The 12,875-nt window shown below is 39.7% G+C and carries 11 protein-coding genes; 3 read left to right on the top strand and 8 right to left on the bottom strand.

The window, feature by feature from the left end:
- Positions 1-92: 92 nt before the first annotated feature.
- Positions 93-770 (bottom strand): ABC transporter ATP-binding protein, encoded by a 678-nt coding sequence (locus MKX97_RS00970; protein WP_342536709.1) that lies wholly within the window; start codon positions 768-770, stop codon positions 93-95.
- Position 771: 1 nt separating this feature from the next.
- A complete protein-coding gene (locus MKX97_RS00965; RefSeq protein WP_009766570.1) occupies positions 772-1,803 on the bottom strand; it encodes an ABC transporter permease in 1,032 nt (343 codons plus the stop codon).
- 171 nt (positions 1,804-1,974) lie between these two features.
- Between MKX97_RS00965 and MKX97_RS00960 the strand changes: the two genes are divergently transcribed.
- The 3 genes from MKX97_RS00960 (at position 1,975) to MKX97_RS00950 (ending at position 4,855) form a co-directional block, all read left to right on the top strand.
- On the top strand, positions 1,975-2,925 hold the full coding sequence (locus tag MKX97_RS00960) for an ABC transporter ATP-binding protein (protein WP_009766571.1): 951 nt from the start codon (positions 1,975-1,977) through the stop codon (positions 2,923-2,925).
- Positions 2,918-4,435 (top strand): ABC transporter permease/substrate-binding protein, encoded by a 1,518-nt coding sequence (locus MKX97_RS00955; RefSeq protein ID WP_342536708.1) that lies wholly within the window; start codon positions 2,918-2,920, stop codon positions 4,433-4,435. The genes MKX97_RS00960 and MKX97_RS00955 overlap by 8 nt, the downstream gene beginning before the upstream one ends.
- Before the next feature lie 165 nt (positions 4,436-4,600).
- Entirely contained in the window at positions 4,601-4,855 is a 255-nt protein-coding gene (locus MKX97_RS00950; RefSeq protein ID WP_009766573.1) for a KGG domain-containing protein, read from the top strand.
- Between the two features lie 168 nt (positions 4,856-5,023).
- Here the strand turns inward: MKX97_RS00950 and MKX97_RS00945 are convergent, their stop codons facing one another.
- From MKX97_RS00945 to MKX97_RS00920, 6 genes are all read right to left on the bottom strand, one after another.
- On the bottom strand, positions 5,024-6,316 hold the full coding sequence (locus MKX97_RS00945; RefSeq protein WP_081464505.1) for a YjiH family protein: 1,293 nt from the start codon (positions 6,314-6,316) through the stop codon (positions 5,024-5,026).
- A gap of 226 nt (positions 6,317-6,542) precedes the next feature.
- Entirely contained in the window at positions 6,543-7,202 is a 660-nt protein-coding gene (locus MKX97_RS00940; RefSeq protein WP_009766575.1) for a flavin reductase family protein, read from the bottom strand.
- A 252-nt stretch (positions 7,203-7,454) separates the two neighbouring features.
- Positions 7,455-9,005: a helix-turn-helix domain-containing protein gene (locus tag MKX97_RS00935; RefSeq protein WP_342536706.1), complete on the bottom strand. Its 1,551-nt coding sequence runs from the start codon at positions 9,003-9,005 to the stop codon at positions 7,455-7,457.
- Between the two features lie 218 nt (positions 9,006-9,223).
- Positions 9,224-10,453 carry an acyl-CoA dehydrogenase family protein gene (locus MKX97_RS00930; RefSeq protein WP_245799492.1) on the bottom strand — a complete coding sequence of 410 codons (1,230 nt, stop codon included), beginning with the start codon at positions 10,451-10,453 and terminating at the stop codon, positions 9,224-9,226.
- Positions 10,454-10,745: 292 nt separating this feature from the next.
- Positions 10,746-11,477: a LytTR family DNA-binding domain-containing protein gene (locus tag MKX97_RS00925; protein ID WP_342536705.1), complete on the bottom strand. Its 732-nt coding sequence runs from the start codon at positions 11,475-11,477 to the stop codon at positions 10,746-10,748.
- Entirely contained in the window at positions 11,458-12,756 is a 1,299-nt protein-coding gene (locus MKX97_RS00920; protein ID WP_342536704.1) for a GHKL domain-containing protein, read from the bottom strand. The genes MKX97_RS00925 and MKX97_RS00920 overlap by 20 nt, the downstream gene beginning before the upstream one ends.
- Positions 12,757-12,875: the final 119 nt, after the last annotated feature.

The raw sequence follows: 12,875 nt of genomic DNA, 5'->3' as shown, positions 1-12,875 counted from the left end.
AATGGAACAGATTCTACATTCTTTTTATATCAGGTCGCGGAACTTATATACGCACACATTAAAACAGATGGCGGTAAAATACCGCCATCTGTTTACTCCACAATATATCCATCTCTCATCGTGATAATGCGATCTGCATAAGGTAACATCTCTTCGTCATGTGTAACCATCAACGTAGTTAAATGCAGTGTACGTGTCAATTCCTGCAACAGTTCCATGACGTCTTTTGAACGCATCGTATCTAAACTTGCTGTCGGTTCATCCGCAAATAGGATTTTCGGACGGTGAATGATTGCACGCGCAATCGCCACCCGTTGCCGCTCTCCTCCAGATAAGGAAGAAGGATATGCGTCTTTACGGTGTTCCATATCCACTAGTTTCAATATCTCCTCTATAGCTTTTGACTGTTCTTTTTTGCTCGTTTTCGTCTCAGACACGTCGAGCATTAATTGCAACTGTTCTTCTACCGTTAAGAAAGGTACTAGGTGAGAGGACTGGAAGACGAAGCCGAAATCGGTGGCACGTATATGCCGAATTTCCTCTTGGCTCATTTTCGTCATATCTTTTCCTTCAAAGATGATTTCTCCGCCAGATGCACTTTGCAAACCGGCTGCGATCGTCAAGATTGTAGATTTGCCCGAACCAGAAGGACCGACCAAAGCGGTAATTTCTCCTTCTTTCAATGTCAAATTGACACCTTTCAATATTTCCTCTTCAATCTCACCATTCGTAAACGTCTTTTTCACTTCATCAATAGTAAAAGCAGACATTTTACATCTCTCCTTGTTGAATCGCTTGAAGCGGTTCGATTTTTTTGATTTGGAAACCTGAAATCGTTGCTCCAATGAAACCAACAACTAAAAATACTCCAGACAACATAAAGACAGTATCCAGAGTCAAGTGGAACGGCATTCCTTCAGGAGCAACGATGCTGAACCCTTGGCTGAGCGCAATGGAAAGCGCTAATGCAACTACGGTAATAACAATCATCTGGTACCAGATCATCCTGAACAACGATAATGTTTTCATACCAATCGCTTTCAAAATACCGTACAATCCGATCTTTTGGACGTTCATCATATAGAAGAAAATCGCAAATAGCATTCCGCTGATGATGACGAGAAACCAAACGATCATGTTCAATGACATCTGTTCCGCACTATAACTTGGAATCGCGTTTAAGAATTCTTTATTAGAAAAAGACTCCACCCCGCTGATTGTTGGTGCGTCTTTACCTGGAATGAAGATTGCCTGCATTTCCATCACGCGGTAGATTTCTTGGTAATTTTTCATTTGAATGAACGCAACAGGTGCGTGGCTATATTTCTGCTGATCAACAAATCCCTTGACGACGAACTCGCCGCTAAATTGGTTGTTGGTCAAGACATCGCCAACTTTGATTCCTTCATCTTCAAGCGTACGATCGAGAATGATCTCGCCTTCTCTAACGTTTTGGAACAGATCGGAATCTGTAGAAGTGACGAATGCGACGCTGTGCTGTTTATCTTCCGCATCATTGACAAATCCCATTTGGATTGAGAAAGCCGTTGCATCCGGGTTGTCTGCCAATGTCTTCTTCTGTACGTCTTCATCTATTTTAGATAGGTTATACGTTTGATTGGCATCTTCATCTAAATAAAATTGTCCCGCCGGTAAATCTTTGATCAACGCTGCGTTGTCTTGTGACAATCCATTGGCAAGTCCCGAAATAATAAAAGTCAGGAAGCTTACTAGGAATATAATCGACCCTAAGATTAAAAACTTTGCTTTACTCTTCTTCATTTCTTTCCATGCAATCTTCATGGATACCGCCTCCGTGTTTTTCTTTATGCTCTTATCTTACCCAGCGAAGATGAACGGAGGATGAACTGGACATTACAATTCGTTAAGTTGAAAAACAGCGAATGGTAAGGGATATAATTTCCTATTCACATTTCATTATGTGAAAATCGAAATATTGAAGGAGTGATACAGATGATTCGATTTGAAAATGTTTCGAAAACTTATGATGGCGAGCGTTTAGTAGTAGATTCTCTCAATCTGCAGATCGAGCGGGGAGAGTTTCTTGTTCTGGTTGGTCCAAGCGGCTGCGGAAAAACAACGACCCTTAAGATGATCAATCGCTTGATCCCGCTCACAAAGGGAACAATTTGGCTCGATGACAAACGAATCAGCGACTACCCGATCCACGAACTTCGCTGGCAAATCGGCTATGTTTTACAACAGATCGCGCTCTTTCCGCATATGACCATAGAGGAAAATATTGCAATCGTTCCCGAGTTAAAAAGATGGAAAAAAGAGCAAATACAGCAGCGAGTGACAGAATTACTGAAAATGGTCGGACTTGACCCTCACATCTACCGTGATCGCCGGCCACAAGAACTGTCAGGAGGCCAGCAACAGCGAGTAGGTGTGATACGAGCATTGGCTGCAGATCCAGACATTTTATTAATGGACGAGCCATTTAGCGCTCTTGATCCAATCAGTCGCGTTAAGTTACAAGATGATATCTTGGATCTACAGCGCACTATTCAAAAGACTATTGTTTTTGTGACGCATGACTTGCAGGAAGCTTTTAAATTGGGTGATCGTGTGTGCATTATGAATGATGGAAAAATCGAACAGGTGGCTACTCCGCAAGAAATACTAACGCGTCCCGCTTCTCCATTTGTCCAAGAATTTACTGCGACGGCTGTAGCAAGGAAGTTTTCTATTGTGGAAAATTTGGAGCCAGTTCCAGATGGTTTTTCTGCTCACTCCACTCTGCCCTTCGATAGCGAGTGGGGGTCTCTGGTGCAATCATTAGCTTCTAATGAACGAATAGCGATTGAGAAGGAAGGACAGATTGTCGGTTTTATCACGAGAGAAGGCATCCTCCGCTTTTTAGCGGAACAATCACTTGAAGGGACGGTGCCGAATGAATAATTTCATGGAAGTATTCCAAGATCGGCGCGGTCAATTGCTGGAAGCTCTTTTGGAACATATTCAAATCTCATTGATTTCCTTATTGTTTGCGGTAGTAATCGCTATTCCTATCGGTATCTATTTAACCAATCAACGAAAAATAGCGGAAACGGTCATCGGAGCAAGTGCCGTACTGCAGACAATACCTTCACTTGCCTTGCTTGGTCTTCTCATCCCCTTATTTGGTATCGGGAAAGTACCGGCAATCATTGCATTGGTTGCCTATGCCTTGCTACCGATTTTACGTAATACATACACGGGTATTAAGGAAGTCGATCCTTCATTGAAGGAAGCGGCCACTGCAATGGGTATGAATACATGGAAACGCTTGATGAAAGTCGAGTTGCCTCTTGCTATGCCTGTAATGATGGCGGGGATACGTACTTCCATGGTACTGATTGTCGGAACGGCAACACTTGCGGCGTTGATTGGAGCAGGCGGTCTCGGTGATTTGATCTTGCTTGGGATTGATCGGAATAATCCTTCGCTTATTGTGCTTGGTGCAATCCCCGCTGCTCTGCTGGCATTATTTTTCGATTATTTACTGAAGATATTTGAAGGCCTTTCATTCAAAAAAGCCATCATCGCCTTTGCGGCATTTACCGTAGCGGCAATCCTAATGGTCGCTGCACCTTTGATTGGTGGAAGTTCTAAAAACCAACTCGTAATAGGTGCAAAACTTGGTGCTGAGCCTGAGATTCTCATTAATATGTACAAACTGCTCATCGAGGATCAGACCGAACTGACAGTCGAATTAAAACCCGGACTTGGGAAAACTTCATTCGTCTTCAATGCTTTACAGTCGGGAAGCATCGATCTCTATCCTGAATTCACGGGTACAGCCTTATCTGAGTTCTTGAAAGAGGAAGCGGCCAGTAATGATCGCGAGGAAGTGTATCGGCAAGCTAAAAAGGGATTGGAAGATCAATTTGACCTAGTATTATTATCACCTATGTCTTATAACAATACGTATACGCTTGCCGTTTCAAAAACTTTCCAGCGGCAATATAATCTAGAGACCATATCAGATCTCGCTGCTGTTGAACAAGCCGTAAAAGCTGGATTCACTTTAGAATTCAATGACCGAGAAGATGGCTACTTAGGCATCCAAAAGCTCTACGGTCTGACATTCCCTTCCGTCCAAAAAATGGAGCCGAAATTGCGCTATCAAGCGATAGAAGCAGGAGAAATTAATTTGATGGACGCTTACTCTACGGATAGTGAGCTTCGAGAATATGATTTAACGGTACTGGAAGATGACAAAGAGTTATTCCCTCCTTACCAAGGAGCTCCCCTGTTACGGAAAGAGACGCTCGAACAATATCCTGAATTGCAGAAGGTACTCGATTCACTCGGGGGTCTCGTGACTGATGACGAAATGCGTGAGATGAATTATCAGGTGAACGTAGAAGAGATAAGTGCAAAGGAAGTGGCGGAAACCTTCTTGCAGGAGAACAATTTACTAAATTAATTTTATTTTTTTGATCCGCAACCAGCTCAGAGATCCCAGGTTGTTTCAGTTACCTAGCAAGCCATTCCTAGTGATCGATTCAAAGTTAAAAAGTTTAAAATCATGTGAGCGGGCTATACAGAGGATGTAACGAACAATACTAAAAAACGAGGAGAGATTTTCATTATGGCAAAACGTAACAACAACCAGGAGAACCAAAACAACCGTAGCAAAATGTCCCTTGAAGAAGCAGGTCAAAAAGGCGGAGAAACAACAGCTAAAAATCATGGCCATGAGTTCTATGAAGAAATCGGACGCAAGGGCGGAGAAGCCACTGCTCGAAACCATGACAAAGAATTCTACGAGGAAATCGGCCAAAAAGGCGGAGAAGCTCGCGCTAGACAAAACAACAATAACTCAAACAAAAACAATAATTCCTAATGGATGCTACGTGATGTAATGACAGGATTCCCCCTCTTGCATTTTACTTCACATAAGCATGAGGCTGTCCCGGAGGTCAGAAATGACTTTCAGGACAGCCTCGTTTTTTATTAATGTACAGTAAACCTTGTAAAAAGTAGTGAGGGCACTATGTCCTTTATGTCTATCTCATAATAAAAGATAGGCCAGTGGTGTAGCAACAAGAATACTTAAAATTGTACGTTGTACCCAAATAACAAGAAGCTTCGGAATACTGATTGGAATCTCTGTAGACAAAATACTAGGGATACTCGCCGAGAAAAATATAATGGATGATACACAGACGACAGCAACGACAAATTTTGATACGATTGCCGCCTCAACGACTAATAATGCCGGTAGAAACATTTCGGTGACACCAATGGCAGCCGCTTTAGCAACTAGGAATGCATCCGGCAATTGCACTAAAGCAGTAAATGGATAGAAAATATATCCTAGAAAATCAAAAATGGGTGTATACTCTGCCAATAGTATTCCGATTAAGCCAATAGATAAGATAGTCGGTAACATATTCATCGTCATGACCATACCATCACGTAAATTCACCCAAAGGTTCTTTCCGAAATTTGGTGCATTATTAGAAGCTTCCATTGCTTGTTTCCAAGCATTCTGTAGATAGTTACCCGTGATAAGTGTTTCCGGTTCCCCTGTCATACCGTTATAATATTCATCTGGTAACTTACTGATCGGCCAAATCCTTACGGTAATAGCCGTCACGAAAAATGTTACAAAGGCCGTCACAAAAAAATACAAATTCCAAACACTCATAAGATCCAATGTTTTAGCAACAATAATCATGAAAGAAACAGTTACAGTTGAAAACCCAGTTGCAATGATAACAGCTTGCTTTATTGTATACTTACCTTCTTTAAACTCTCGATTTGTAATTAATAAACCTACAGCAAAGCTTGCAACGAAGGATGCCATAGCGCTTACAGCAGAACGTCCCGGAGTTTTCCATATCGGTCTCATAACCCGTTGAAAAAGAACTCCAACAAACTCAAAAAGTCCATAACCCAGTAATAAAGCTAAAAAAACCCCGCCCAACGGAACCATTATACCGACAGGGACTACTAGTGAATCAAATAGGAACGGTCCTACATGTTCATTCATTAACCAATCAGGACCTCGTTTTGAATAGATGATAATTCCTACTGCTAAACCTATTATCTTCAGTAATGTAAAAACTAAATTAAATGTGCTTTTATTCCACGTTTTTGTTGCAAATGGATAGATCACTCCTCCTAATATAACAAGTAAAGCGTATATCGGAGTAAGAGATGGAAAAGTTGTGTTGATCCATGTAACTATGTGATCAAGAGGAATGGATGATGTTCCATCAACTTTGATTGGAGCGAAAAAAATAAATATTCCAATCAAACTAAAGCCGACAAACTTTAAGATATTGGGCACATTACTCATGGTTTGTTCTTGAAGCTTAGGATTCTCTTCTACATTTGTTGTTTGAAGATTTGGCACAGTATGTTACCTCCTTTTTTGTAAACAGCTTTTTAAAATTTCGAAATTCTCTTGGCAAAAAAATATTATTGGCAAGTTCAAGATATAAAAGACACAAGGTATGTGCAGTTTTTACTCAACATAGCCTTATGTCTCTGATCTCAAAATTCAATAGAATATACTGTTCGTTTTATACATTTTTCCCCTCTAAACCGGCTAACTCCTCTGCTGAGGCAGCTGGTGCCTTCATTTCAAATATTTCATTGATCACAGTATAATCATAGTATCCTAGACGTGCGATCGGTTTTATTTTCAAGATATCCAGTTTTCCATTTGGAAGAATGATGTCATCAGCGATATGCACGTGGGCTACTCGTCCGATAACAAGATCTACTGTGGAGACTTCATTACCAGTTGGTATTCTAATCGTCTGTACATACTCACATTCAAATTGGACCGGTGATCCGGCCACACGTGCACCAGGTGCTTCAATACAACTTTCCTTTGCTACTCCTGCTGCTTCAAATTCGTCAACGTCATCTGTAGAAGCCTTTGCGGAAATATTCACTGCTTCACGTAAATCCCAGGTAGCCATGTTCCAAACAAACCAGCCCGTTTCCTCAGCATTCCGGACGGTATCTTTTCTTCCGCCTAATATCGACTGATTAGCCGCAAACATAACCATCGGCGGGTCCCACGTAAGATTTTGATATTGACTGTAAGGCGCCAGATTGTCTACTCCATCTTTTGATTGAGTTGAAAGCCATCCGATCGGGCGCGGTATAGCACTACTTTTAAAAGGGTCATATGGCAAACCGTGATGTTCGCCTTTCTTTGGTGAATAATTCATGTATTTTCCTCCTAAGTGTATATGATATTTATGGAATAAATTGAGTTCACAAGCTTCTTATTGCACCAATCCTGTAGCTGGACCACCTCCTTTAATCACTAATAACCTAACAGAAAGCGCTTTCTTTGTTCGTTAGATTAATCCTACTCTTTTTGCAACCTACCACGCTATGGACAATATATATAACTTTAGGAAAATATAAAATAATTAGACGACAAAAAGAAAAATCTATCCAGTTTATATGGACAGATTTTAGATAGTAGGATTATTATGTGTCCTCCAAAAGCTCGGAGAATAGCCTATGACTTTTTTAAAGACCCTACTAAAATAGCCCGGGTCTGTAAATCCTACTTGTTCGGCTATTTCAGAAACCGTCATCGTAGTTCCCATAAGAAGCACTTGGGCCTCTTTAATACGTTTCCTTTGTAAATAATCTGTAAATGTACAGCCCATCTGTTTTCTAAACATCGAACTGAAATACTGGCTATTTCGGTTTACAAAAGCCGAAATATCTTCAAGAGTAATTGAAGTAGCATAATTTTCGTTGATATATTGAATAGCCTTTTTTATTAGAATAGAATTATAGGAAGTTTCTTCTTTTTCGACTTGATCGCATAATCGGTAACAAAACGATAGTATATTATGAATAATGTCAAATAATACTTCGCCTGATAATATATTGTTAAATAATTTTTTATAAAGATGTTCTTCTTCAAGCAGATATACTTTTTCTAACATGAAGCGTCTTATATGAGATAGAATATTTGTTAATCGAATACGGACATTTTCAGAATCCGGGAAACTTTCTTCTGTTATTGAATAGTTATTTACCTGATCATTAAGCCAATTTTTCAGCATCTCACGATCAATATTCCGCAAGTGCTTCATAAATTCATCGCTTTCCTCAGGGGAAAGAAAGGGATCTATTTCGGATAAAACTAAGTTTTCAATCGGAGGAAATACGTGATTCCCTCCAAAGTAGAATCGGCGTAACAGGGCACGTTTTGCTTCCCAATACGATTGGTGTACCATCTTCGGGTTGTTATACCATTTCCCTATACTTGCAGAAAAGGAAAGACCTCTTTCACTTTTCGATTTTTGGCAAAAGTACACTAATATTCGTCTTAACGAATGAATTGGCTCTTGATCAGAAGCCAAATATTCTCCACTAAATAACAAGACGAGATGATCTTCAACGATTAGCACAAAAGGGCGGTAAGATTGAAATTCACTATTGATAAAATGGACTAACTTAGTCAGATCCACTTCTCCTTGATTTGACTTATCAAGGCTAAGGGCTACAACCAGTGTGGGAATTTGTTGATAGCCCCAAGTTCGGACTTGGTCCAAAATGAGTGAGTCGTTGAATACTCTTCCAAATAAAAGGTCGTATGCCCATCCATGATGGATAAAGTTTTCTTTGTCTTCACTAGTTTTTTTATGTGAATTAATTACTGTATTTTTCATCGTATGTAACCATTCGTTTGTATCATAGGGCTTTATAAACAAAGCCTCCGCCTTCATATTTAATGACTGCTCAGCTGCTTCAAATGTTTTATGATGCGTATGGACAATTGTCTTTATCTCCAATTCCCTCAGTAAATTTGTTAATTGTTTTCGTGAATGGGTAAGCATCTCAAGTTCTACAATTAAAATATCCGGCTTCCAATCGAAAAGAATATCAAGACACTCTTCTTCATTGTCCGTTTCTTTTAATTGCGTTATTAAAATCTGGTTTGATAATAAAACCCATCTGATCCCTTTTCGTTCAAGTTCATCTCTTTCCGCTATAAGAATTTTCATCCATTGCCTCCTACTGATTCTTAGTAATTTCACTCTGTATTTTACCCTTTATTTAATGTAAATTGATAGTTTGTACAGATTAATGGTGGATCATAAAACAGGCAAAAGCAGTGAACACACTGCCTTTGCCTGTTTTTAATTATGCTTAAGTTATACTTGCGCGATACTGTCTTCTGGCTTGCATAAATAGGGTTATAGAATGCTATAAGATTCTAACTTCAATCCAGCCAAGGAACTTCAATTAACGTACGTCCGACCCACTCACGCAATACTTCATTAGTTGGGCCCATAATTGCACCCGCGCGTCCATCCCGCACAAATTTTTCCACTTGTCCCGTCATATAACCCCGACCGCCAGACACTTGCAACGCTGCATTTGTCACGTCAATGACCATATCTGCTGCATGTGTCTTCAGCTGCCATAATGGATATAAGCATTCTGATAACTCCCGGCCTTCCTTCTGACAGCGATCCATTGCCTCCGCTGTTCGATACAACATGCTGCGCGCACTATCGATCTTGATTTGCGCCTTAGCCAGCTCATGACGAATTACTTGATAATCAGCCACGGAAGAACCTGTATCCGCGTGAACGGTACGCTTTGCTCCGTTGATGGCCATATTCAATGCACCTTGCGCGATCCCTACCCAGCACGCCGCTGAACCTAGTAAGAATAAAGGATCGATCGTGTTGTCGTTGAAATAACCCATACCGCCTTCGCCACCAATACGGTTCTCAAGAGAGACTTGAACTTCCTTAAAGTTCATCGGCCCGCTAGCATTTCCACGTAAACCCATTGCATCGAATGGGAAAGCTTCCACACCTTTTTGATCGTTTTCGACTAATAAAAACATCAGATTATCCGGATCGTTTGTTTCAGGAGAAGTAGTCGCAACCAAATAAAAGTCCGCTTCTCCCCCGCTCGTCACGAAAGATTTTTCTGCATCCAACGAGTAACCGCTTTCATTCCGTTTCGCCTCACTGCCAACGTTCCAGAAGTGTCCACCAGTTGCTTTTTCACTAAACGCCAATCCTCCGACATGTCCAGCCTGCAAGCGCGGTAACAAACGCTGACGCTGTTCTTCAGTTCCAGCCTCGTAGATTGTATGAGCAGTTGTCATGTGCATCACCCAACACATCGTAGTGGATGGGCAATACTGTGCAAAAACTTCCGAAAGTACTGCAAATGCTGTGAATCCATCTTCAAGACCACCCGCCTCAACCGGTATGGTAACTGCTGAATAGCCAGCTTTCGCAACCTCACGTAAACTTTCGCGTGGATACTTTCTCTCTTGATCTGAAACGAGCGCACGGGGCAACAGTTCTTTTTCTCCTAGTACATGTGCTGCTTTCTGTAACTCTTCATGCCCTTCTGGACATGTCCACCATTGTGGTATTTCCATGATTCCCTGTTGTTGTTTTTCTTTTTCCATTACACTAATTTTCACCAAAATGTTCACTCCAATTTTTCATTAACTTGCTATTTAGTTATTCGAAAAGCTAGCTCTACTCTTTTTACTTTATCATATTTTACGTAATAGTAAAGATTCAATGTTTAAATAATTATCTGTTAATGTTAACTTAAACTGTATACTCAGCGTCCGTATTATAAATACGATCAATTTATTAATTTTATATTTTTCCAATGAAAAAGAACCATCCGAGATAAAAATGACTTCTCGGATAGTTCTATGGTTGGTCAATTTAACAAATAAATTAATATTCACATCACATTCAGCACTAGTCTCTTATTCTTCTTTGTAATTCCCCGGATGCTCGAAACGAAATGTCACAGATAGCACCATTTGTCATCGTAACTGTACGTTTCTTTTTATCCAATTCATTTACATGTTGCAGATTAATCAGAAGGCTCTTATGACAACGATAAAAAGAAGAGCTCACTTCTTCAAAATCTTTTAGTCTCCCATAAAATTCATAATACCCATTCTTCTCATAAACGGTAATCTTATGTGGGATCGCAGAGGTTTCGAAATAATAAATATCCTGAAGCCTAATATTTTTGATGCGCTCCCCAATTTTTATTTGAATAACTTCTGATGAGTCCACTTCACCAAGTTGCGTGTATTTTACAAATGCGCTCTCTAATGCTTCTTTAACTTGTGAGGCGATTTGATTGGGTGTATCTTTCACAATGAAATCAAGTGCTGCCAATTTATAAGTAAATGTAAGTTTCAAACGATCCGCATGAGTTGTAATAAAAATAATAGTGGCTAACGGATCTTTTTTCCGAATAGTTACGGCCAAGTCCATCCCATCCAGATGATGATCCAACTCAATATCCAGAAAGTAACAGTCAGCCTGATAACGATCAAGATAAGTTAGTACGTCGTCCGGCGTGCTTGTACATAAGACCACTTCAATACTTGGTTCGTGGAAATTTGCATAGTTCATAATTTCTTTGTAGATAAATTCTTTCTGAACTAGATTGTCTTCACATATGATAACCCGCATTCGGATCCCTACCTCCGATCATGATTTCGTGAATAAACCATTGATTTTCAATACGTGTATTCCAAGTAATATTCGGATAAACGGATAAGATTTTTCTAGCTGAGGACAGACCCATTCCTCTATCTTCCCCTTTCGTTGAATACCACTCTGCAAATATTTGTTGAATATTCATCTCGCTATCTGACAGTCTATTCTCGATCACGATGACGACCTGGTTATTCACGGATAGAAAAGCCAAGTTAATTTGAGGAGAGTCTAAAGCGGTCGATGCCTCGATTGCATTATCCAAGAGAATTCCCAAAACTCGCGACAGATGAAGACGATTCATAGATATATCTTCAATCACATCTGGAACCTCTACAGAAATAGGTATCGACGATTCATCAGCAAGCAATAATTTGGTGGAAATCAGTCCTTTTAATTCAATTATCTGTAAACGGTCGAGCTGGCTAAACAATTGATTTTTAAACAAGGTTCGTTGCTCTGCTTTTATAATTTGTTCCTCAAAATATTTTCTTAGCCCTGTTACATCTTCATTTTCAATATAGCCACGCAATGAAAGCAGTATATTTGCGTGGTCGTGTCGGAAAATCTGCATGTCTCGATTCACTTGTTCAAGTGATTTCATGTATTGAGTGAACTGTTGCTGCTCTATTAGCTTTTCGTTTATGTCTTGATCTTTCACCATCGTATGTAAAACAATTCTGGTAAGGCTTATCATAATCACAAAATAAAAAAGCAGAATTACTAAATTCGTTGCAGAAATTTGGATATCGTCTTTTTCTGCAGGCAAAAACACCAAAACATAAAAGACTATGCTGGTACTAACCGCAACGAGTAATAATACCAATTGAGAACTCTTAGATAGAATAATTCGATGTTCGTAGTGAGTTAAAAACTTTTTGTACACCACAACAATCGCAGCAATTTGCACCACGATTAACCCAATATGAGTGACTAGCGATAAATGAAAGGTATACACTAAAAATAGAGCAGTATATTCTGCTAGAATGCTGCAAAGATGGATAAAGAGTAAATGAAAAAAGACCATTTGCTGTCTAGAAAACAAGAAAAATAGTCCGCCAATTAAAACGACACTGACAACCATTGAAAGCCAAAGTGACTGTGGATAGATAGCGGCCAAAACGGTGACAAATGTGTTAACAACCAAGCATAAAATCAATCGCTTTATCGTTAATTGTAAATTCATAATATAAAACAGAGACCCATATATGATAAAGAAATTGAATAAACCAAAGAGGAAAAACAAAGTTGTCATTTTATCACCTCTATATTTTGCTGTTTATGTCTTTAGTAGTTACGTTCAAGATGTATTTGTAGACGATCATGATAAAATCGCCCGAAACCATTCTACCATGACTATAATGAGGTTTGATC

The sequence above is a fragment of the Sporosarcina sp. FSL K6-3508 genome (assembly GCF_038615825.1).
Lineage (GTDB): Bacteria > Bacillota > Bacilli > Bacillales_A > Planococcaceae > Sporosarcina > Sporosarcina newyorkensis.
The sequence above is the reverse complement of the archived record's forward strand: the minus strand, read 5'-3'. Positions and strand labels throughout refer to the sequence as shown.

Bases quoted from the DNA above. Each gene is read 5' to 3' on its own strand.
- MKX97_RS00970 (WP_342536709.1), bottom strand. From the start codon at position 770: ATGTCTGCTTTTACTATTGATGAAGTGAAAAAGACGTTTACGAATGGT.
- MKX97_RS00965 (WP_009766570.1), bottom strand. From the start codon at position 1,803: ATGAAGATTGCATGGAAAGAAATGAAGAAGAGTAAAGCAAAGTTTTTA.
- MKX97_RS00960 (WP_009766571.1), top strand. From the start codon at position 1,975: ATGATTCGATTTGAAAATGTTTCGAAAACTTATGATGGCGAGCGTTTA.
- MKX97_RS00955 (WP_342536708.1), top strand. From the start codon at position 2,918: ATGAATAATTTCATGGAAGTATTCCAAGATCGGCGCGGTCAATTGCTG.
- MKX97_RS00950 (WP_009766573.1), top strand. From the start codon at position 4,601: ATGGCAAAACGTAACAACAACCAGGAGAACCAAAACAACCGTAGCAAA.
- MKX97_RS00945 (WP_081464505.1), bottom strand. From the start codon at position 6,316: ATGAGTAATGTGCCCAATATCTTAAAGTTTGTCGGCTTTAGTTTGATT.
- MKX97_RS00940 (WP_009766575.1), bottom strand. From the start codon at position 7,202: ATGAATTATTCACCAAAGAAAGGCGAACATCACGGTTTGCCATATGAC.
- MKX97_RS00935 (WP_342536706.1), bottom strand. From the start codon at position 9,005: ATGAAAATTCTTATAGCGGAAAGAGATGAACTTGAACGAAAAGGGATC.
- MKX97_RS00925 (WP_342536705.1), bottom strand. From the start codon at position 11,477: ATGCGGGTTATCATATGTGAAGACAATCTAGTTCAGAAAGAATTTATC.
- MKX97_RS00920 (WP_342536704.1), bottom strand. From the start codon at position 12,756: ATGACAACTTTGTTTTTCCTCTTTGGTTTATTCAATTTCTTTATCATA.